Here is a 21,850-nt window from a genome sequence, read left to right as displayed (position 1 = left end):
GGCCCCGGTCGCGCCGGCCACCCCGCCCCCGACGCGGCAGTACTCGGCGGTGCACCAAACCCCGGCGCCGCCGCCCGCTCCGCCGATGCCGCCGCCTGCTCAGCCGCCCCGGCGGTTCAGCCGGGGCCAGGTCGGGTTGGTGGTCGCGACGATCGCACTGTTCACCGCCGCGGTGGTGCTGGCCGCGGTGCTGGTGTTCACCGGCGGCGACTCGGGAACGTCCGCGCCGAGAATCGGGGCGCCCACGTCGTCGTCACCGTCGTCCTCGGCCACCCCGACGACCACGACACAGTCAGCCGTGGCGGGCGTGTCCGGCACGGATTCACAAGGCTTCGTGGGACATACGGCACGGTGCGACTCGCAGAGCACACCGGCTGCACTGATCCGCACCTCGCTGTCGCTGGCGGTCATCTGCGAGACGGCCGACGGCGAGTTCTACTACCGCGGAGAGCGGCTGCGCGACGGCGCCAACCGCGAGATTCGCGGCGCCACGCGCTCCGGGGACGGGTTCGTCGTCACCGGTTCGGACGGGGCACGCTACGACGTGCAGCCGGACCGGTTGACGATCTCGAGCAACGGCAGCGTGGACTCCCGCGAGCCGGCGCTGGAGTACGGCTCGGCGCGCTGACCTCTCCTCGCCCCGAGGCCACGTCCCACCTCTCTACCGTCACGGCGGTGGTGGCGGTGGCGGAGGCGGCGGGGGAGGAGGCGGTGGCGGTGGCGGCGGCGGCGGCAGGAACGGCGGCGGCGGCGGCGGGGGTGGAGCTCCGAACGGCAACGTGATCGGTGGCAGCCCCGGGATCTGGATGACGTTGGGCGGCGGCGGAGGAGCCCCGGGAGGTGGCGGCACGTTCTGGGGCGGCGGCGGCCGGTAGACCACGGGTGGGATGCCGTTGCTGGTGATGATCGTGACGATGGAACCGGGGATCGTCTTGCCGCGCGGCGACGTCCCCACCACCGCGCCCCTCGAGGAGTTGCTGTTCACCGAGGTCGGCTGCGCGGCGACCTGAAAACCGATCTCCTCCAACTTCTTCCGCGCTTCGTCGAGCTTGAGCCCGGAGACGTCGGGCACCTGGCTGTTCGGTCCGCCGTCGACGTAGCGGGGCTCGGTGGGTGGCAGGGCGATCGGCCCGAAGTCGTCGGCGATCGGTTTCATCGCCCGGTACCAGGTCAGCGCGGGTTCCGTGCCGCCGTAGAGGTCTCCCTCGCCGCACTGGCGCAGCGGATAGGAGCACAGGCCCGACGGGGACGGGGAGTCGTCGAAGATGTAGTTCACGGCGGCGTAGCGGTTGGTGAAGCCGAGGAATCCCGAGGACCGGTGGGATTCGGTGGTGCCGGTCTTGCCCGACATCGGCAGGTCCCATCCCACCGAACTCGCTGCGCCGGTGGCGGTTCCGCTGGTGTGGTCCTTGCCGAGCGCATTGGCCAAGGTGTTGGCCAAGCCCTCGGGGACCACCTGCTCGCAGCGCGGCGCCTGCAGCTGGACCTCATTGCCCTCGCGGTCGAAGACCTTGTCGATCGGGCTGGGCGGACACCACATGCCGCCCGAGGCCAGCGTGGCCGCGACGTTGGTCAGCTCGAGGGCGTTGACCTGGAACGGGCCCAGCGTGAACGAGCCGATGTTCTGCCGTTTGATGAAGTCGGCGAGGCTTTCATTGCTTTCCGGGTCGTAGACGCGGGCGGTGCCGGGTTCGGCGTAGGACCGCAACCCGAGCCGGACGGCCATGTCGACCGCGCGGGGCACCCCGATCTGCGAGATCAGTTTCGCGAACGCGGTATTGGGCGATTTCGCCAGTGCATCGGTGACGCTCAGCTGGCCCGCGTATCCGGAGACGTTGCGCACGCACCAGGTCTTGCGCGGGCATCCGCGTTCGGTGGTGTCGCCCAGGCCGGTGGCCTGGAACGACCCGGGCACGTCGAGCTGCGCGCTGATGCCCAGGCCCATCTCCAACGCGGCGGCGGTGGTGAAGACCTTGAAGATCGAGCCGGCGCCGTCGCCGACCAGCGAGAAAGGCTGCGGCTGCACGGTCTGGCCGGCATTGAGGTCCAGCCCGTAGCTGCGGTTGTCGGCCATCGCGACCACGCGGTGGTCGTTCTTGCCCGGCAGGATCACGCTCATCACGCTGGCCACGCCGGGGGTGGTGGGTTTGGCGGCGTCGCCGATCGCGTTCTTGACGCTGGCCTGGATCTTGGGGTCGAGCGTGGTGCGGATCAGGTAGCCGTTGCGCGCCACGTCCTCCATGCTCAGGCCCGCTTGGGCCAGGTAGCGCATCGCGTACTCGCAGAAGAACCCGCGGTCGCCGGCGGCGATGCAGCCCTGGGGCAGCGGGTCGGGCTGCGGCAGCACCCCGAGCGGCCGGGTCTTGGCGGCGCGCAGCTCGTCGGCGCGGTCGGGCAGGTTCTGGATCATCGTGTCGAGCACGACGTTGCGCCGCGCCAGCGCGGCGTCGGGATAGGTGTAGGGGTCCAGAAGACTGGTGGACTGCACCATCCCGGCCAGCAGGGCCGCCTGCGACCAGCTCAGGTCGGCGGCGTTGATGCCGAAGTAGGTGCGCGCGGCTTCCTGCACGCCGAAGGCGCCGTTGCCGAAGGACACCAGGTTCAGGTAGCGGGCCAGCAGCTCGGCTTTCGGCAGCAGCTTGTCCAGTGCCAGCGCGGCCCGGATCTCGCGCAGCTTGCGTGCCGGGGTGACCGCGATCGCGGCGCGCCGCTCGGCGTCCGTCCTGGCTCTGACCAGCAGGTTGAAGTTCTTCACGTACTGCTGCTCCAGCGTCGACCCGCCGCGGGTGCTCTTGTCGCCGCGCAGGTAGCCGGTCAGGCCGGTCAGGGTGCCCTGCCAGTCCACGCCGTTGTGCTCGGCGAACCGCTTGTCCTCGATCGAGATGATGGCCAGCTTCATCGTGTCCGCGATCTGGTCGCTGGGCACCGGCCAGCGCCGCTGCTCGTAGATCCAGGCGATGGGGTTTCCCGCGGCGTCGACCATGGTGGACACGATCGGCGCCTGGCCCCTGGCCAGGTCGGCGGACTCGTCGGTGGCCGATTCGGAGACGCGCATCACGGCGGTGCCGGCGCCGCCGACGAACGGGAACATCATCGCGGCCATGAGCAGGCCCATGATCAGGCAGCAGCCGGCCAGTTTGCCGACGGCGATTGCCTGTGCCCGACGGTGGTCGTGCATGGCGCCAGCGTAGGGCGGTCCGATGTCGGTGGCGAGCGCTTCGGTGGCCTCTGTCATAGATCGGCACAGCGCCGGCGCCCGTCACAACAAGGCCCGTGCCCGCCCAGGACGGCTGACCTGCGACCGGGTAGCGTGCTCACACGTCGCGGGCCCGGGTACCGCGAATTTGTTGAATGTGCAACGACTTCGGCGTCGGGCGTGTCGCGCCGATCGGAAAGGACGAAGATGACCACGAGCACCGATGCGTCACCGCCGCGGTCCAGCGCCGCGGAGACCCGGCGGGCCATCTGGAACACGCTGCGTGGGTCCTCGGGCAACCTCGTCGAGTGGTACGACGTCTACGTCTACACGGTGTTCGCGTCGTATTTCGAGGGGCAGTTCTTCGACGAGACTGAGAAGAACTCGACCGTCTACGTGTATGCGATCTTCGCCATCACGTTCGTGATGCGGCCGGTGGGATCGTGGTTCTTCGGCCGGTTCGCCGACCGCCGCGGACGGCGCGCGGCGCTGACGGTCAGCGTGTCGCTGATGGCGTTGTGTTCGGCGGTGATCGCGATGGTGCCGTCGCAGGCGTCGATCGGCATCGCGGCGCCGATCATCCTGATCCTGGCGCGGTTGGTGCAGGGCTTCGCGACCGGCGGGGAGTACGGCACGTCGGCGACCTACATGTCGGAGGCGGCGACGCGGGAGCGGCGCGGATTCTTCTCGTCGTTCCAGTACGTGACCCTGGTCGGCGGACACGTGCTGGCGCAGTTCACCCTGCTGATCCTGCAGTCGTTCCTGTCCGACGACCAGATGCGCGAGTTCGGTTGGCGCATCGCCTTTGCCATCGGCGGCGTGGCCGCGGTGGTGGTGTTCTGGCTGCGGCGGAGCATGGACGAGTCGTTGCCGCAGGAGGTCATCGAGGCCGCCCGCTCGGGCAAGAATCAGGGCGCCGGTTCGATGCGCGAACTGCTGACCGCCTACTGGCGGCCGCTGCTGCTGTGCTTCCTGATCACCATGGGTGGCACCGTCGCGTTCTACACCTACAGCGTGAACGCGCCCGCGATCGTCAAGACCACCTACGACGGCGCGATGACGGCGACCTGGATCAACCTGATCGGCCTGATCTTCCTGATGCTGCTCCAGCCCGTCGGCGGGTTGATCAGCGACAAGGTCGGGCGCAAGCCGATGCTGGTGTTCTTCGGGGTCGGCGGACTGTTCTACACCTACGTGCTGATCAACTTCCTGCCCGAAACCCATTCGCCGCTGCTGTCTTTCGCGTTGGTCGCCGGTGGCTACATCATCTTGACCGGCTACACGTCGATCAACGCGCTGGTGAAGTCGGAGCTGTTCCCGGCGCACGTGCGCGCGCTCGGCGTGGGTCTCGGGTATGCGCTGGCGAACTCGATCTTCGGCGGCACCGCGCCGCTGATCTACCAGGCGGCCAAGGAGCAGGGTCAGGTCCCGCTGTTCATCGGCTACGTGACGGTGTGTATCGCGGTGTCGCTGGTGGTGTACCTCTTCTTCCTGAAGAACAAGAGCGAGACCTATCTGGACCGGGAGCGGGGCTCGGCGTTCCAGAAGTAGTCAGGGGTCCAGCACGGTCGCGCCGCCGCGCCACGCGTCGAGGATGTCGTCGACGCGTCCCTGCACCCGCTGCCGGGACTCGTCGTGGTCCGACCCGGACAGGTAGAGGTCGTCGTAGTCGGTGTCGACGCGGCGCACGGAGTTCGTGACGGCCAGCGCGACGGAATCGGGTTGGGCGGCGCTGCTGCGGCCGCGCCGGCGGCCACCGCCGCGCACCGCGGCGTAGTAGCCGATCGCTTCGGCGCGACTCGGCGGGCAGCCGGGGAAGGCGGCCCGGATCCCGTCGGTGATCTCCCGCCGCAGCTGCTCGTTGACGGTCGCTTTGCGCCGGGGCCGGTCGGGGTCGGCCAGACACTGGCCGGCCGCGAGCTCGACGGCGCGGTGCTCGGTCAGGATGCCCAGGCGCTCGCGGCGCATCCGTTGGGTGTTCATGCGCACCACCGTCGCCGACACCCGGGCGGCTTTCTTCGCGTGGCGGGTGAGTGCGGCGTCGCCGGCCGGAAGGAACACCAGGTGGCCGAGCCCGGCGCAGGCCGGGCAGATGCCGCCCCTGGTGTCCCGCAACATCAGGTCGTCGGGCTCCCCGCAGGTGCCGCATTCCCAGGAGTGCTCCGCGGCGAGCACCGTCGGCTCGCCGGACCGCGGCGCGGGTGCTTTCGGCGCGGGGTCCTGCGTGGGCGCCCACCGGGTCCGGAAACCGTGCTCACGGTGGGGGTCGCCGTCTGCGGTGAACGCGAAGCCGGGATAGGGAGTGTCCCAGGGCTGCAGGTCGTGCTGTCGCGCCCAGCTCCGGAGGGCGTCCAGTGCGGCGGCGGTCTCGGCCTTGGTGGCGCGGATGCACCGGTCGAGGGAGCTCACCACGCCGAAGAGCCACAGGTCGGCTTTGGCCGGCAGGAGCCAGCCCAGGCCGATCATCACGTCGATCGGCGTGACGAAGTGCTGATCGGCGAGCGTGGCTTCGGCGATCTGCGCGACGCGGGCGGGCAGGCTTGTCATGGTGAGCCCGACAGTAGATCCGTGCTCCGACAGGTCACCGTTTCGGCCGCCGGTGGGCCGGGTAGCCGGTGCCGGTGTTTGGGCAGGACCTGGTGACCAGGGCATGAGTTTCAAGGGCGCGGTCAACAGGGCCACCGACAGCCGCACCGTGGAGTGGATCGCGCGGGCGGGTTATCCCGTCAGCGGGCTGCTGCATCTGCTGATCGCCTACATCATCGTGCGGATGGCGTTCGGGTTCAGCGGTGACGCCGACCAGACGGGCGCGTTGGCGACGCTGGCCGAGCAGCGGGGCGGGGCGCTGTCGCTGTGGGTGGTCGTCGTGGGGCTCGTCGCGCTGGCGATGTGGCGGTTGGCGGAGACGGTGGTGGGCCTGCATCCCGGCGAGCACAGCCACGCCCATCTGCGGGAGTCGCCGCTGATCAACCGCCTCAAGGCTTTTGGGCTGGCGGTGGTGTACCTGGCGCTGGCGTTCGCGGCGGCGCAGTTCGCGCTGGGGGTCGGCAGGCAGGGCAGTGAGCGGGCCGAAGGCCTGAGCGCTCGGTTGATGCAGTCCGGCGGCGGCAAGACTGTGCTGGTGGCGGCCGGGTTGGCGATCGCCGCGTTCGGCGGCTACTTCGTCTACAAAGGCGCGGCGCGGAAGTTCCTCGGCGACCTCACCGTGCCCGGCGGTCGGCTGATCACGGTGCTGGGGGTGTGCGGCCACGTCGCCGAGGGCGTGGTGCTCTTCGCCGCGGGGATGTCGGTGATCGGGGCGTCGTTCCTGCAGGATCCGACGCGCGCCACCGGGTTGGACGCGGCGGTCGAGGCGCTCGGTCAGGCGCAGCACGGGCAGGCGATTCTGCTGGTCGCCGCAACGGGTTTCGCGGCGTACGGGCTGTACAGCTTCGCGTTGACGCGGTACTCACGGATGTGAGGCTGTTGTGGTCGTTGCGCTTCAGCGGCCGGTGCTTCGCCAACCAAATTGCCAAACCTGCACCGTGGACAGGTCGAGGACGGTAAGCAGGAAGCCGTGACTGCGGGGACATATGTGGGTCGAGTCGGCGGATTGGCGGTAGCTCTCGGTATCGGAGCTGCGGTGCTGGCAGGTGCGGGCGTGGCGCTGGCGGATGACGATGCCGCATCCGGAGCCTCGCCGGCTGCGTCCAGCACATCCGAGACGACGGACACCGGGCCGGCCAAGCCCGGCGCTGACGACGCCACGGACGATGCCCCGGATGCGGACGAAGATCCTGCCGAGGACACCACTGAGGCCGACGAGACTGCCGAGGTCGAGGACGACGACGCCGAGGACGGCCTGGACGAGGACGGCATCGAGGACGAGGTGTCCGACGATTCGGTGCCCGCCGACGAGGCGGAGGGCGACGAGCCCCCGGTCGACGAGAACGAGGCGGTCGACGACGAGCCCGAGGTCGTGTCCCGGGACATCTCCGACGTCGTGCACCCGGACTTCAAGACCGACACGGACGACGAACCCGCCGCGCCGGCGGAGTCCGCGCTGGCGTTGACGGTGATGGCCACCGCGCGGGACAAGGCCGACGAGGACACCACCTCGGCAGCTCCGCAGGCGACGACCAGCCTGGCCGAGGATTCCTACCCGATCCCGACCGACGTCGTGGTCACCGAGATCAAACCGCCCCTGGAGTGGTTGCAGAAGATCCCGGTGCTCGGCCAGTTCGTGGTGACCCCGATCGTGCACCTGATCCACGCGATCCCGTTCGTCAGCGAGATCCTGCATCCGTTGATCGGCTTCCCGATCGACCACAACGCGCCGCCGGGGACGCCGCGTGCGCGGACGGTGCGGGTGAAGTCGTTCGACGGCACCGAGATCTACGTGAACTTCATGCCGGCCAAGGGATTGCAGGCCGGGCAGTCGGCGCCGACCGTGCTGTCCGGTCCGGGTGTCGGCCTGCCGGGGTCGACGACGCTGGGTCTGGACATCGACAGCTTCCTGCCGCACGACGTGGTCGGGATCGGGATGCTGCGCAAGGCGGGCTACAACGTCGTCACCTGGGATCCGCGCGGGGAGTGGCATTCCGGCGGCCGGATGCAGTTGCAGTCACCGGATTTCGAGGGCCGCGACATCTCGCACATCATCAGCTGGCTGGCCACGCTGGACTCGGTGGAGAAGGTCGACGGCGACCCGAAGATCGGGATGGTGGGCGTCTCCTACGGAGGTGGCATCCAATTGTCCGCGGCCTCAGTCGATCACCGGATCGATGCCATCGTGCCGACCATCGCGTGGAACAGCCTGGTGGACGCGATCTTCCCGCAGCAGGCGGTCAGCAGCGTGTGGGGGACGTTCCTGAGTGCGCTGCTGGTGGGGGTGGGGGCGCGTCCCAACGAGCGGGTGCTGCCCGCGGTGATCGGGGCCGTGCTCACCGGCAAGGCGAAGCAATCCGACATCGACCTGTTCAACAGCCTCAACTTCGCCGACCGGCTCGCCAACATCAAGGCGCCGACGCTGCTGATCCAGGGCACGGTGGACACACTCACCACGCTGGCCCAGGCCGACCTGAACGCCCGGGCGTTGATCGAGGCCGGGACCACGACGAAGGTGGTGTGGTTCTGCGGCGGCCACGGCGCGTGCCTGAGCAGTTTCAACGACGGCCGCAAGGTGTGGGGCGAGACGATGGAGTGGCTGGACCGCTACGTCAAGGGTGACGAAACCATCGACCCCGGACCGCGATTCGAGTGGGTGGATCAGCGCGGCGACTGGTACTCGTCAGACGTGTATCCGGTCGCGGCAGGTGAGTCAGTCACCGCGACGCTGGCCAACGGCGGCAAGACGTTGCCGTTCGTCCCGTTCGTCGGCGGGTCCGGGCCGAATCCGCTGATCGTGACGCGGGGCGTGATCCGTGCGGTGATGGGGTTGGGGGCGGGAGCCCCGGCGCTCAACGCGGTGAACCTGCGCGTGCCGGACGCCGCGGAGTTCACGCATCTGCTGGGCGCTCCGGAGGTGACGCTGACGTATTCGGGCACCGGGAACGCCACGCACGTGTACGCACAGCTGGTCGACGACGAGACCGGACTGGTACTGGGCAATCAGGTGACACCGATTCCCGTTGTGCTGGACGGGACCTCGCGCACGGTGACGTTGTCGATGGAGCAGATCGCGCACACGCTGCGGCCAGGGGAGTCGGTGACCCTGCAGGTGGTCACCTCGGCGTTCGGGTTCCTGAACTTTTACTCGTGGGGCCGCATCACCGTGGAGGGGATGTCGGTGAAGCTGCCGACGATGGCGGCGGCGCAGGTGGTGGCGGCTGCGGCGTAGGTGGCGCTCCTGCGTCGAATCTTGGATATTCCTCCGCGCCCGAGCAACGTCGCCGCTTAACTGGAACCCAAGAGCCAGGGGGTATTTCAGTGAGCAAACATCTTGCCGGGGCGCTCGGCGCCACGTTCGTTGCGGCCGCGTCGACGGGCGTGGTGTTGGCCTTCGCGCCGACCGCGGCCGCGGACACCGACACTGGGTCAGAGACCACCATGTCCGCCGAACAGAGACCAAGTGAGGACAGCGTCTCCGCCGAGTCGCCATCGTCGGAGAAGGACGAGGAAAGTGTTGAGGGCGAGGAGGATTCGGTGACCCCGCCCGACGACGTAGAAGTGTCTGACGACGATGAAGTATCCGACGATGAAGAAGTACCTGAGGACGAGCCGGTAGTCGAGCCTGAAGACGACAGCGATCCGCCGGACGTCGAGCCGGACGACAAGGCACCCTCGACGTCGGTGATCGTCGAGGCTCCGGACCACACCGAGGCTCCGCGGGAACAGCCCGAGGAGGATCTGGTCGACGTCGTCGGCTCGGTCGTCCTGGCCGGTAGTGCGCGAACCGCCGAGGTCGACGCAGAGCCGCCGCCAGATGCCGACACCGTCGTGCTCGCCGACCCGCCGGCGCCGGCAGCGGAGGACGTCGGCTTCACCGGCCGGCCATCGTTCGTCGCGTCCGTCGTCACCGTCGTCCTGCGGCTGGTCAAGCCGGTGCTGCAGCTGTTCGGCATCGAGCTCAACGGCACCACTGCCAGGATTCCGTTCTTCACCGACGGCATCCCGCCGTTCTTCGTCCGGGCCCGTCTGACGGTGACGAGCGAGGACTACGAGGGATGGAAGACGTGGACGCTGGCGCCGCGCCGGCCGTCGGGCAAGGTCGTGGTCGGCGTGCACGGCGGCTCGTTCATCTCGACGGCGAGCCTGTTCCACTGGTCGACCTACGCGAGTCTGGCGCGCAGGACCGGTGCGACCGTTGTGGTGCCGCTCTACCGGCTGGCCAACGCCGAGGGTACTGGCGGGACGGCGAAGACCGTGGTGCCGGTGATGGCCGACTTCATCGCCGAGCAGGTCGCGCGACACGGTCGGGACAACGTGTCGGTGCTCGGCGATTCGGCGGGTGGGTCGATCGGGCTGGCTGCCAGCCAGATGCTGGTCGCCCGCTGCGGAGGGGACCCGGAGTGCCTGGCGGAGACGCTGCCCGGGCGGCTGGTGCTGCTGTCGCCGGCGCTCGATGCGAGCGCGAGTAATCCGAATATCGCGCTGGTCGACGATCCACTGCTGAGCCCGGCCAGCAGCAAGCGCAATGGGCAGTGGTGGGCGAAAGGCCTGGAGACTGAGGGCGATCCGACGGGGACGCGGCACCCGCTGGCCAGCCCGATCTACGGATCGCTGGAGGGTCTGCCGCCGACGACGGTGTACGCGGGCTCGCTGGATCTACGCACGCCGGATGTCCTGGTCCTACAGCAGAAGGCTGTGGCCGCGGGCGCCGATGTCACCTTCCGGCTGCGCAACGGGCAGATCCACGACTGGATGATCTTCGGCTTCCTGCCTGACGCTCGCCGTGAGAATGCAAATCTGGACGCCGATCTGGGTCTGTAGTGCGCGGCCACGTGTCCAGCACGGTCGCCACGTCTATCGCCGCTCGTTGGGTACTCCCTCTGGTAGTCGCAGTCAGATTTGGCTGCCAGGAAGGAGGTCCCGACGATGATCGCGACACGTGGGGAAGCGGCGGAGTACCTCAAGAACGCCGGAGGCTTGAAGCTTGTCGTGCTCGGAGCCGACGGTCAGCAGGTCGCCGCGATGTTCGTGCAAGGTTCGGTGCGGTACGACAAGGAGGAATCCACCTTCATCGCGGTGGCGAAGGATGGCCGTCTGATGGGGGAGTTGGTGGTGGACGACACGGTCGGCTATGACGAGAACATCGACGCCTTCGTCATCCGTTCCGGTAGATAGCAGTCCCTCTCGGACGCGGGTGGCGTGTGTCTTACTGGAACTTGGGGCCGTACGCCATGTTGGCGGCGACAACGTAGTCGGCGGCGCCGTCCCAGTTGAGGGACGGATAGTCGATGCGCACCAGGTCGACCACGCGCGAGTGCGGTGTGCCGACGCTCAGCGCACGGCATGACCTCCGATTGACCGTCGAGCAGTGCATGGACCCGTGGGCGGACCTGTTGCACACCGCGGGATCTCCATGCGGGCAGGGAGTTGCACGACCATGCGGAAATGGCGCTCTGGGGCTGACCAGAGTCTTGTTGACTCGCGAGGGGTGAATTTTCAGGCCGCGGTCGCGACTTGTTGACGTTGGTTGAGTACCCGGCCATCGCGACGGGGTGGATGCTCGGCGATGTCGGCTAGACCCGGGTCAGCAAGATCGAGGACCAGCGGGTAGATCATTTTGGTTTGGTGTCTCGGGGCAGTTAGCCGGAACGCGTTGGCGCACTAGTTCGGCTTCTTGCTCGAGGAGTTTGATCCGTTTGTGCGCCTAGCACAGTTGCGCGGTCTAGCGTGTACGCCCGTGTCGTACTTGGATTAAACGGCGGGAGCAGACTCGCATCTAGTATCGGCAGGGCGCAAAAACTCGTCGGCAGTCCCTGCTTGGAAAGGTTAGGAAGCTACGTGATGAAGCGAACGTATCCGGCTATTCGGCTTCGGCAAACCGCAGACTCTGGAGATCTCGTGCTGTTTTCGGCCCCTGCCACCGATATAGATCAGTGGTCTGGCGTGCCTCAAAGGGAACGCCTGGGGGCGAATACAGAGGCGATCGGTTTCCAACGCGAAGAGAGTCCCAAACGGCTCGACGAACTTGCTGCGTTTTTTGGTAATCCCAAGAACGTTATACAGAACCCGCTGCTCTGCGCCAGTCGTAACAGCTCGCGAGTGGTTTTTGAGACCAGCGATAACGAAGCAGACTCGGCGGTCGGAACGGTAACTATCGAATGGGAGGATCTTAACGCACTACCTATCGTCGAGCTTCTGCGTCGGGTACGAATTTCCCTCGAGCAACGCTTGCCGGATCTAGTGGGGATGAAGGTCACCGCGGGCAAACTCGCTCGACTGAAGGAACGCGCCAATTCCGAGCACCCCAACATCGGCGTAGAAGCGCCAGACGCCGAGCCAGACGACTCCCTGGCGCCGACCGTGAGCGACGAAATCGACGCGGAGGAAACCGCGCAACCTGCTGCCACCTCTGTGCTCTTCTCTGGCGAAACCCATATCGCTGATTTCTGGGAAGAGGTCGCCGCTCGCGTGCAGTTGCTAGACGAATCTTTACCTACCTATGAAGGCGAGAGCTTCCTGGGCTTCTCAAAAGAGGCAATGATTTCCTACCTCCAGCCAGTAGTTGTCGTTGACGGACAGCACAGGCTGCGTGGAGCGATCCTAGCAGCGGATCAAGCGGTGAATTCAGAAGCGTTCCAGCCAGAGATAGAAGCAGCGATTGATTCGGGGCGCAACGCGGATGAAGTCGTTCAAGAGTTGAGGCAACGAGTGGCTCGACTACTTCCCGTCTCGATGTTAATGGAGTCCGCTCCTGCGGAGCACGTATTCCAGTTCGTCGTGGTTAACCAGAAGGCGACGCCCATCGGACGTGCGCTGCTCGGCACGATCGTGGCGACCAGCTTATCCGCCGATGAATTGAAAGGCGTATCCGAACGCCTGGAAGCAGCCGGAATCCCGCTAGAGGATTCCCAGACGATCGCATACCTCACCCGCCACCCCGACAGCCCATTCAAGGATCTCGTCGAGAAGGGTCTAACAAACGAAGGACGTCCAGATCTCCTTCAGTGGAATGTCCTGGGCTCGCTTGTGCAGATTTTTCGCGAGTTGCGGGGCGGGCGCCTCTTCGGAGAGAAAGTCGACTACGCAGATAAATGGCGGCGAAACTTTCTCGACGGTTCCGGCATTGTTTCAGAGGCTCCGGCCGAACAGTCCAAGTTTGAATATTGGAGTCGTCAGGATGGTCCATGGCGTGACGTATTCATCGTGTTTTGGGAAGCTGTTCGGGATCGCCTCGCAACAACGGATGACAAAGACGCTGGAAATTACTGGGGGTCACCACGGACTTCCAATATCTTTAACAAGATTAGCCTAACTATTCTGGCGGCTGACTTCTTCCAATTTATTACCGATACGCGTCGCACAATTGAGGATCCAGATGACGTCAGGAAGTACGTAAATGAGTGGCTCGAGGAAGTCAAGACGAGCTACTTTTCACGCGATTGGAAGCTGAGCGGAATCAAAAAGGATGCGCCGGGTACGCGGGCCCAATGGGCTTATCTTTGGGTGCAGTACCGTAAGGATCCTCAGCAGTTGCCAGATATTCGAACCTTACGCCATCAGAAGGGTTCTTAAGTCTTCGTGAATCTCGCGACTCTAAATTTTGCCCGCCACCTGGTGGAATCGGAGGACGCTACCTGGGACGAAACAATGGTTCGCGATCTCGCAACCAAAGTTGCACCGCAGGGTCTGGGCGGCACCAGCGGCTGGCTCCTGCAGGGCGACGCGAACTACCTCTGGGCAAGGTGGTTCCTCGAAGGGCTTGCCGATCCCTTACCTTATCTGGACGGAAGGAAGCTATACCCGCACCTGTACAAGAGCGTGAGCGATGCGCTCCTTGCAGATGCAGGCCAAATTCCGGCAGACGAACGCGCGGAACTCGCGCGTGGCTTAGCAAAGCTGCTCTGGCGCGAAATTCGTGGGCGCCTCATCAGACAACGCGTGAATACCGATCGTGAGACTCGGCTGCTTTTGTGGGATCTTTACCCCCGTTGTTGGGTTTGCGGGGCCGCGTTCAGTGAGTGGGCGAGGGCCCGCTTTCTCCAAGAAAATAGTGTGACCGCCGAAAGAACGCCGCCGTTCGTTGATTTCTATAGGCCGCGCGGAGCAGCACTAAACGATCTCCGGATCGAGGTGGAGCATGTAGTTCCTCACTCTGCCGGCGGAAGGAGCGAGATGCACAACTTGCGCCTATCCTGCGGGTGGTGTAATCGAGCAAAATCGAACCGCACCCTCATCTATGACGCCGAAGCCGCTACCTCCAGCCTTCGACACCCTACGCTTGGAATTGTCAGCGTCCCACAGCCGTTTTGGGTTGTGCGCTTTCTCGCCATGCGGGGAAGGTGTGAAAACGTGAGCGGTTGCTCGGCGCGAACGACAACCCATGAACTAACGGTCGCCCCGCGCAATGCTCAAGGCACCCCGAATCCGGCCAACCTGATTGTCGTTTGTAGGGAGCACGACCCCTTGAGGGACGTGCGGCTGGTCGCGCCGACTCTTGTTACAAGTAGGGCGCGGCGCAGCACTTGACGCGATCATCAGCCTACTAGTGGAGTCCTCGGGCGGCTTCTTGTCTAGCGGCTTAGCCGCCAGATGTCTGCTGGGTGACAAGGAGCTGCGTCCTTAAGCCAAATAGTGAGTAGCTATTCGCTGCCATGGAAACTCGAAAAGTGCTTTACCTCAATGTCAACGATCTTCCGAACGTGGTTAGGGCGATGGGCTCCCAGTCGACACGACCGTCGATGGCCGCATGTGCTGCGCGGCCCGGAGGCGTTCGACACCGAACGCACCGCCTAGAACCGCGCCGGGAGACACACCGCTCACGTTCTGCTGCCACCACATTCGAACGAAGGAGCCTGTGATGACCATTCACGATCCCAGCCTGCGGGCTGCAATGAAGACCCGCGACGGTATACTCGGCCACCTCGAGTTCCTGCAAGTGCTCTGCGAAGACGAGATCGGCCGCCGCGAAACCGCGGCCCTGGCCCGGCGCGTACGCCGCGCCCGCTTCGAGCAACCCAACACCTTCGACGACTTCGACTTCACCGTCAGCCCGAAACTCCCCGCCGCGATGCTGCGGGACCTGGCCGCCCTGCGCTGGCTCGACGCCGGCGAATCGGTTATCCTCTACGGCCCGGTCGGCGTAGGCAAAACCCATGTGGAACAAGCACTCGGACACCAGGTCGCCCGACGCAGCGGCGACATCCGGTTCGTCAAATGCTCACGCATGCTCGCCGAAGAAACTCGGCGCGCCCACCTACTTCTGCGACTCCAGATCACCCTGGCAACGCGGCACCAACGAGTACACCAATGGTCTTGCGCGACTAATTCCCCAAGGGCGTCACGCTGATCAACGGCCTGCCGGAGCACCTGTTGGCCGTTGAGGACGAGCTCCACACCCGTGCCCGCATGGTCCTCGAAGACCGTTGCCCGGCGGACCTATTCGCCGCGCTGCTAGTCTCATCCAGTTCGTCAGTGTTGCGACTGACTAGAACCCACCCCGGAGCAGGCTGCTCAGTATTCAACCGGAGCCGACATCCGTTTGTACACCCGATGTCCTCGGATGTCCACGTTCGCTTCCGCGAGTACAGCGCGCCAGCCATTAACCGTGCCGATGGTCTCTGGGTTTCCATAGAGCCCGGCTCGGCGTTCGGAAGCGGTGAGCCGCTCGTAGAGGCTCCTTTGAGGGTGATCGATTCCGACGAACTCATCTTTTCGGTGCAACAGCGGTGGGTTCGGGGACCGTCGATAATCGCGCCAGTCCACCGTCAGCTTCCGAAGGTTCACAATCACCGAAGACGCCAGCGTCGGATGCGCCTTACGGTCGAACTCGGGATACGTCAGGTACGACACCTGTGGTTCCGTGACCGAGAGTTTCACCAAGTTCGCGTGCTCAACCGTGCCTGATAGGGCTCGCGCGCATCCCTCATAGACCTGGAGTATCGGCGGCAGTTCGCCGAGAGCGCTCTTGTGCACGTATAGCGCACTCGGCGTTTGCTTACCGACTTTCGAACTTCGCGCATTCACCAACACAATCGCCGGATCTCCGCACGCCAGCAGCATTCGGTCGGCCTGCAGGCATGCGTCCTGGTACCTGCCGAAGTGAGCGCGGATGTCCGTCGCCAGGGTCAATCCCAACTGGTTGAAGCGCGGGCGGCGACTGAACCGTGACAGGGCTATGTAGACCAGGAGTTCGGCACGTCTATGAATCGTCACCTGCTCCCAGTAGTCGTCGTCCGTGACCTTGCGGATGAGCTGCTGGGCACGCCCAAGACTGCCGACTGCGTCTTTGATGGCCGATGCCCACTGCTGACTGACTTCACCAGCCCGTGGGGCTCGGCCATGCGCCTTCATGAACGAGAGCAGAGGTTCCAGGACTGCTTGGTGCGCCTCGTAGAGGTCGTGCGCATCGATACGCAGGCGAGGACGATACGTATGGACGCGGTTGGCTAGGAAAGCTTGGGCATCGGCAGCCTCGCGAAAGACGTAAAACACCCCTGGCGCCGCGGCATGCGCCTCCATGCCCAAGGTTCCTTCGATCCAACGGCCGAGTTCGGCTTGATCATAGAGCTTTTGGAATGTACCTGTCTTTGTGATCAGTCCATCGCCCAGCGGTCGCCCCGCGAGACTTCGCGCATCCCACGTTAGTCGGGACGAAACAACGAGCACTTTCTCCGTCAGCTTCCATGCGCTTCGCAGTGTCTCCGTACGCTCGCGCGGATCCTCAATGACGTTGACGACATAACCAAGATTGACCACGTCCGCGGCCTTCAAAGAGGTTGATGCTCGGTGGGTTGGATCCCACCCATCGACGGTGTAGCCCAATGCCTTCAGATTGCGGAGATCATCGCCGCGGCCACAGCCGTAGTCGAAGACTGATGTCGCTTCAGTGACTATGGCGTCGCGAATGGCGGTGGCTACGGGTCGGGAGAGAGTCGCCCGACTCATTGCGGTCTTATGCCGGGCAACTCCGTTACTCATGCGGCGGGTTCACCCGCCAATGCCAAACCGGCAAGTCCCGCGACGTCCGTGACACGAGGATCACCGACGAGGTATCCGATACCGCGGTGCAGGTGCAATCTGAACTGCGTCGCAAGCGTCTCGTCGTCGAGGGACAACCCGTCAACGTGGCAGCGGAATCGGATCAATCCCCAATACAGATCGCCGTGTTCGCCGGCGAATACTCGCCATGACATCTCGACATTGCTGTCGAGGGTCAGTTGCACAGAGGGTGGCGGCGCCGGCTCTGCCAGCGATCGACACAACGCCCATCGACAGAGGATGTTCCAATTCGCAATTCCAGTACGGCGTTTCAAGGTGATCAGCTGATCGCGTGCTGTTTGCGAGAGCCGGATGTTCTCAATCGCCATGCCTACTCCCAAAAGTATCCGTCGACCACTGAGGTCGCATTGGTGGACTGATCGAAGACGAGTCTGTACTCGCGTCCGACGTGCTTCGCTATGCGGGCATACGCCTCATCATCAATTTCTGTGTCGGTGGACAACAGCAGAACCTGGTGGCTCGCATGCGGGAAATAGCGCTCAAGCAGATGTTCTCGATGCGTGCCATCGAGCCGACCAAGCGGAGTATCGATTACAACGGGAAGCGGTTGTCCCGCAGCGCGAGCCAGACCCCACAGCAGCGCAACCGCCAGCAACTGGCGCTCTCCAGCCGACAGGTCACTAGCTGGCAGAGGTAAACCGTCGCGCCCGGACAGTTGAACCATGTTCGTTTCGGGGTCCACCTCGACCTGAGTTATTAGATTCTCCTTGCGGAGGAGACGACTTAGTGCGTCAAGAACGAACTCCGAGATTCGTCCGAGATGGCGGCGGCTAGCTGCCAGTCGGAGATCTGCGAGTGTAGCTCGAACTCTGTCGATGTGATCAACAAGCCGGCGCTCATCGTCCGCTTGTAGAGAATCTTGCGCGGCTTTTTCGAGTGCTGCCTCGTACGCCGAATCAGCTCGCGCGCGGTCCTGACGGGCAACGTTCAGTCGTTCCTCAGAGACGCTAAGCGCCGCTCGGCGTCGCGACACTTCGTCTGCGGCGTCTCTGCGCTCGGATAGAACCGCGCCGATCGCTTCGTCGTCAGGGATCGCAACGAGTACTCGGTCGGCTTGTTCAAGCTTTCCGCGCGTCACCGCACGTAGTTCGATCAGTTCGCGCAGACGCTTCTCGGCGTTGGGCAGCGTCGATGACGTGAGATGGCGCACCATTGCGGCGTCGGTGATACCGACGATGTCCCGAGTCGAGGATGCTGCGGCTCTCGTTGCGCGATCCTCAGCTAGAAATTCCTCTATCCGGCGGCGCGCAGCAGCCGCTACCTTTGCAGTTTGGAGCAGCGCCACAAGCTCATCGTCCCGGCTAGCTAAAATGCTGCTAACCGCGCGATTCTGTTCTGCTGCGGACTCCGCGTCGACTTGCCTCGACACGGCGCGCAGCAAGTCCGAGATCATAAGCAGAGGAGCCGCTTCACTCAGCTCATGTCGAATCAAATCCTCGATACGCCCGAGTTCGCTGCGCATGTTATCGGCGATGCGTTCAGCTGATACGCGCTGCTCCACAAGATCCCCGCCCGCCGCCCGGAAGCGCTCGTTGACTTCAGACAGAGCCTTTTCCGCCCGGTCGAGATCTACGCGCAGTTTCGCCGTCTGCTGAGCGGCTGCCTCCTCGGCCTGACGCATCTTCGTGACGGCCTGTTTACAGTCATCGACCGCCGAGCGCGATGTGTCTGACACGTGGGCCTTCTGATGACGCTTACGCAGTACGGCAAGGTCGGTGGAGAGCCGGTCCACGAGCTCGAGGCCCATCAGCGACGCGAGCGCCGACGAAAGTACCTCCTGGGACCGTTCTAGGTCAGCTAACGCCTCGATCTGCTCGCCATCGAAGAAGAAGAGGCCCGCGATGCCTCTCGGTAGGAATGCTTCGACATGCTCACTCCAGGTCGAAGTGAGGGCTTCGTCGTGCATTCCATCGACAGACACCAAAAGGATCTCCCGAATCGATGAACCGGTGCTGCGCCAACTGCGCCGAATCCAGTACTCGCGCTCGACACCTTCCTGGTGGGCGTGGAAGGTGAGCTCCAACGCGGCGCCCTCACTTGCGGGCGCGCCCCTGTGGATCAGTCCGCGGAGATAGTTGTCGTAGCTTCCCGACTTCCGAGCTGCGATCTGGGCTAGAGGTCCGTAGAGCACCAAGTGGATCGCTTCGAGCAGTGTTGTCTTGCCGGCACCGTTCAGTCCACCGATGAGAACGATTGGCTTCTTCGCCGAGGGTGGCGTCAGCTCGATCGTGTTGCGTCCCGCGAAGGTACCGACGTTGTGCAGAACAAGCTGATCAATGATCATCGTTCGATTCCCGCCTGAGCGGGCCGCACAAACCCGTCCACCACATCGAGAGGATCAGGGTCATCAGCATTTGATGCCTCAGATTTTTCGAGCGCCGTTCGGCGGTTAAGTGCGCGTTCGGTGGCGTCGACCTCATCCTCGTAAAAGCCACGGCGGAGCGCCTTTTCAAGCGAGTCAAAAAGTCCTGCGCGGCGTGCTCGCGATCGGTGCCGCTGCTCAACGTCGAGGAGCTCCCGCACAAGTTCGAAGTGCAAGCGATCGTCGCCAACGACCTCCTGTAGAACCTCAACTGCATCAGCGCCCAACGGGAGATGCTCGTCCAGCGGTCGACCGGGGTAGTCCTCACCAGTCGCTTCCTTAAAGATCCGCGGCAGGTTGTCCTCGAACTCGTGCTTCTCAACGACCCAGTGCCGACGGATCTCCTCAAGCTCGGGGAGCGTCACCAGCTCGAGCGACCGGACATAATCCGGGCCGTTGGCGCGGATCCATGCTTGCGCCTCGAGAAGTTGCGTCAACCATTGCTCTCGCGAGTGCTGGGTGTAGGGGCCAGGAATCGGTTTGTCGTGGAACAGCTGCACCGAGCCGTTCATCCGGCGGAAGTCGCGGAGGTGGCGGTCATCGGCGACGTCCAGCGCGTTGCGCAATTCCAGAAGCGGGAGCATCCACTCCTTCTCGTCGTCGTTCTGGATCATCGCCGACATGGACTTGTCCTTGTCGACTAAGGTGCATGTCCAGCAACCGAATCGACTATCGCCGCAGCTTGGTGTGGTCGAGTCCACGACCAGCGGGCATTCGCCATCGGGAGAGGCGCCCTGGTACATCGTGAGCAGCTCTTTATTGGAGTAACCCCAAGGATTTTGGGTCTGCATGAGGAAGGTCCAAACGTCGTCGTTGGACCAGTTCTCGACCGGTGAGTAAACCAGGCAATTAGGTAATGACTCGTTGGGGCTCAGCAGGTCTCGCGATCTGCGTGCTTCGAGCGTGGTCATCCGGTGTGAACGCCCGCTGCTCTCCGCTTTTCGTGTCCCGAGGACGAGGATGGCCTCGCCGTGCGAGCGGACCATGTTTCGAATGAAGGTGTTGGATGGCTTGATTTTCAAACGTTCTGTGCACCAGCGGAACTTCGGGCGAGGTGCCGGGTAGCCACGCCCGATCAAGTTCACCCAGAACGTGTCAGTCACTGCAGGAGTCAGACGATGCGGTGTGATTGGGAGACCTTGTGTCGCTGACTGTTCAGCGAGTACGTCGAGCGAGTGGGTTACCCAGGCTGCAACGACGGGGTTTTCTACCAACGTGTCGGTGCTGATGACGTGCACCGGCTTACTACGTTGCGCGGGCTCGAGGCCGGCCAATGCCAGCCACACCAACTGAAGCACTGCGGTACTGTCCTTACCTCCCGAATATCCGACAACCCACGGAACCGAGTCGGCGAGGTACAGCTGGCGTGTCTGGTCCAGGATTGCGTCAACCGTCGCGCCGTAGCCAAGTTCATCGAACGCAGATCGGCGACGCGGCGTGATCGGAAGTTCGCGCTTCATCTATTTCCCCTTGTAAATCCGTCTTCGGCTTGCTGCTCGTCAGGCGGCAGTTCTAGCCCCAACGCGGATCGTATGTAGCCAGCGGTTAGCAGAACGTTTGACGCTCCCTTGCTGACTTTGCCGCCGACCGTCGCCCGTCCTTCCCAAACTGCTGCATTGGACCGATGCCAGTCGATGTCCTTCAACTTCTCCAGAACTTTCGACCAGTCGCGTTCATCACGGGATTTCCGAATGAGCGCATTGCCGATCTTTCCCAGCGATTGCAGGACGACACCATGACTGTGTATGAAGTCGCGACGGACTTCGCCTGAGCTCACGTCACGCGTGCGCACTTGGTGCCACTCCGGGAACTGGTCGGCGACCACCTGCCAGTATCGGGCGGCTATGTCGACACGTCGTTCGAGTAGTTCCTCCTCGACTCCGTCGAGTAGGGACTTATTGGCGTTGTACAGCGCCGACAAGGTGAAAAGCTTGCGCGACCTCAAAGAGAGATTGCTCGTCTCCATCTCAGTGAGGTCGTTGAAGAACGGCGAACGCATAACTACAAGTTTTGCGATAGCCGACATTTCGTCGCGGTGGTCGTACAGCACGCCGATGCTCTTCGAGGGACGGATCGCATGACGGTTGAGGTCCGCGAACATCTGCTGGCATCGGCTTAGGCCGACATCGAGGAACAGCACGATTGCGATGCTTTCGTCGCCGAGATCTGGATTCTCGACCAGCGCTTGTTGGATCGCGGCCCTGCGGTGCTGTCCGTCGTTGATGACAAATCTCGCCGACATAGGGATCGATAGCATCCCCATACGCTCACCCGGACCAGCCGCACCATCGAGCGCATCGAATTGAACCTCTGCGTTTACCGATGCCGTGAGCGCCGAGAAAGTATAGGTGTCGGGGTTGTCGACGATGTAGCGGGACATCTCTGGAACACGGGCTTTGTTGAGGGACCGTTGTGCGCGCATCTCTGGTGGTAGCTCTTCTTCGTCAAAAACGAAGATCTTTGGAATTAGTCGAAGCGGACACATTGTCACGTAATACTCGCGACCAGCCTGAATGCCGCGAATCGCCGGAAACACATACTCGAATCCGGGTGAGCGTTTGCGGTTGACCTCGCCATCTGCAAGGTCAATCTGGACCGACATCACACCGCACCTCCATGCTGGAGTACGGATCCCAACATCCGTA

15 protein-coding genes and 2 pseudogenes are annotated in these 21,850 nt (G+C 64.0%); 9 read left to right on the top strand and 8 right to left on the bottom strand.

Annotated elements, in window-relative coordinates; all coding sequences use genetic code 11:
• A pseudogene (locus MVA01S_RS00535) lies at positions 1-628 on the top strand (serine/threonine protein kinase); the annotation flags it as partial.
• Between the two features lie 39 nt (positions 629-667).
• Here MVA01S_RS00535 and ponA2 read toward each other — a convergent pair.
• Entirely contained in the window at positions 668-3,178 is a 2,511-nt protein-coding gene (gene ponA2, locus MVA01S_RS00530; RefSeq protein WP_040540871.1) for a transglycosylase/D,D-transpeptidase PonA2, read from the bottom strand.
• 225 nt (positions 3,179-3,403) lie between these two features.
• Between ponA2 and MVA01S_RS00525 the strand changes: the two genes are divergently transcribed.
• Positions 3,404-4,747: an MFS transporter gene (locus MVA01S_RS00525; protein WP_003929836.1), complete on the top strand. Its 1,344-nt coding sequence runs from the start codon at positions 3,404-3,406 to the stop codon at positions 4,745-4,747.
• Here the strand turns inward: MVA01S_RS00525 and MVA01S_RS00520 are convergent, their stop codons facing one another.
• Positions 4,748-5,743, bottom strand: coding sequence for a DUF2293 domain-containing protein (locus MVA01S_RS00520; protein WP_003929835.1), 996 nt, complete (start codon positions 5,741-5,743; stop codon positions 4,748-4,750).
• Between the two features lie 103 nt (positions 5,744-5,846).
• Between MVA01S_RS00520 and MVA01S_RS00515 the strand changes: the two genes are divergently transcribed.
• The 4 genes from MVA01S_RS00515 (at position 5,847) to MVA01S_RS00500 (ending at position 10,960) form a co-directional block, all read left to right on the top strand.
• Positions 5,847-6,656, top strand: coding sequence for a DUF1206 domain-containing protein (locus MVA01S_RS00515; RefSeq protein ID WP_003929834.1), 810 nt, complete (start codon positions 5,847-5,849; stop codon positions 6,654-6,656).
• Positions 6,657-6,752: 96 nt separating this feature from the next.
• Positions 6,753-9,014: a CocE/NonD family hydrolase gene (locus MVA01S_RS00510; RefSeq protein ID WP_040540867.1), complete on the top strand. Its 2,262-nt coding sequence runs from the start codon at positions 6,753-6,755 to the stop codon at positions 9,012-9,014.
• Between the two features lie 89 nt (positions 9,015-9,103).
• Positions 9,104-10,606, top strand: a complete 1,503-nt coding sequence (locus tag MVA01S_RS00505; protein WP_003929832.1) for an alpha/beta hydrolase fold domain-containing protein — start codon at positions 9,104-9,106, stop codon at positions 10,604-10,606.
• 105 nt (positions 10,607-10,711) lie between these two features.
• The gene (locus tag MVA01S_RS00500) at positions 10,712-10,960 is read left to right on the top strand and encodes a hypothetical protein (protein ID WP_003929831.1); all 249 of its coding nucleotides are present in this window, start codon (positions 10,712-10,714) and stop codon (positions 10,958-10,960) included.
• A 31-nt stretch (positions 10,961-10,991) separates the two neighbouring features.
• Here the strand turns inward: MVA01S_RS00500 and MVA01S_RS31165 are convergent, their stop codons facing one another.
• On the bottom strand, positions 10,992-11,186 hold the full coding sequence (locus MVA01S_RS31165) for a hypothetical protein (RefSeq protein WP_144033040.1): 195 nt from the start codon (positions 11,184-11,186) through the stop codon (positions 10,992-10,994).
• Between the two features lie 497 nt (positions 11,187-11,683).
• Between MVA01S_RS31165 and MVA01S_RS31160 the strand changes: the two genes are divergently transcribed.
• The 3 genes and pseudogenes from MVA01S_RS31160 to MVA01S_RS00490 form a co-directional block, all read left to right on the top strand.
• Complete coding sequence (locus MVA01S_RS31160) at positions 11,684-13,357, top strand: ParB N-terminal domain-containing protein (RefSeq protein WP_144033039.1); 1,674 nt, start codon at positions 11,684-11,686, stop codon at positions 13,355-13,357.
• A 6-nt stretch (positions 13,358-13,363) separates the two neighbouring features.
• The gene (locus tag MVA01S_RS30120; RefSeq protein ID WP_081529008.1) at positions 13,364-14,311 is read left to right on the top strand and encodes an HNH endonuclease signature motif containing protein; all 948 of its coding nucleotides are present in this window, start codon (positions 13,364-13,366) and stop codon (positions 14,309-14,311) included.
• Between the two features lie 331 nt (positions 14,312-14,642).
• Positions 14,643-15,020 (top strand): annotated as a pseudogene (locus tag MVA01S_RS00490) (ATP-binding protein); the annotation flags it as partial.
• Positions 15,021-15,295: 275 nt separating this feature from the next.
• Here the strand turns inward: MVA01S_RS00490 and MVA01S_RS00485 are convergent.
• The 5 genes from MVA01S_RS00485 to dndB are packed head-to-tail and all read right to left on the bottom strand — an operon-like array spanning position 15,296 to position 21,807.
• Positions 15,296-16,762: a DNA phosphorothioation-associated putative methyltransferase gene (locus MVA01S_RS00485; protein WP_040540741.1), complete on the bottom strand. Its 1,467-nt coding sequence runs from the start codon at positions 16,760-16,762 to the stop codon at positions 15,296-15,298.
• The gene (dndE, locus tag MVA01S_RS00480; protein WP_040540739.1) at positions 16,759-17,151 is read right to left on the bottom strand and encodes a DNA sulfur modification protein DndE; all 393 of its coding nucleotides are present in this window, start codon (positions 17,149-17,151) and stop codon (positions 16,759-16,761) included. The genes MVA01S_RS00485 and dndE overlap by 4 nt, the downstream gene beginning before the upstream one ends.
• Before the next feature lie 2 nt (positions 17,152-17,153).
• Positions 17,154-19,127: a DNA sulfur modification protein DndD gene (gene dndD, locus MVA01S_RS00475; RefSeq protein WP_003929825.1), complete on the bottom strand. Its 1,974-nt coding sequence runs from the start codon at positions 19,125-19,127 to the stop codon at positions 17,154-17,156.
• Positions 19,124-20,665: a DNA phosphorothioation system sulfurtransferase DndC gene (gene dndC, locus MVA01S_RS00470; RefSeq protein ID WP_040540737.1), complete on the bottom strand. Its 1,542-nt coding sequence runs from the start codon at positions 20,663-20,665 to the stop codon at positions 19,124-19,126. The genes dndD and dndC overlap by 4 nt, the downstream gene beginning before the upstream one ends.
• The gene (dndB, locus tag MVA01S_RS00465) at positions 20,662-21,807 is read right to left on the bottom strand and encodes a DNA sulfur modification protein DndB (protein ID WP_081529015.1); all 1,146 of its coding nucleotides are present in this window, start codon (positions 21,805-21,807) and stop codon (positions 20,662-20,664) included. The genes dndC and dndB overlap by 4 nt, the downstream gene beginning before the upstream one ends.
• Positions 21,808-21,850: the final 43 nt, after the last annotated feature.

The sequence above is a fragment of the Mycolicibacterium vaccae NBRC 14118 = CIP 105934 genome (assembly GCF_001552715.1).
Lineage (GTDB): Bacteria > Actinomycetota > Actinomycetes > Mycobacteriales > Mycobacteriaceae > Mycobacterium > Mycobacterium vaccae.
The sequence above is the reverse complement of the archived record's forward strand: the minus strand, read 5'-3'. Positions and strand labels throughout refer to the sequence as shown.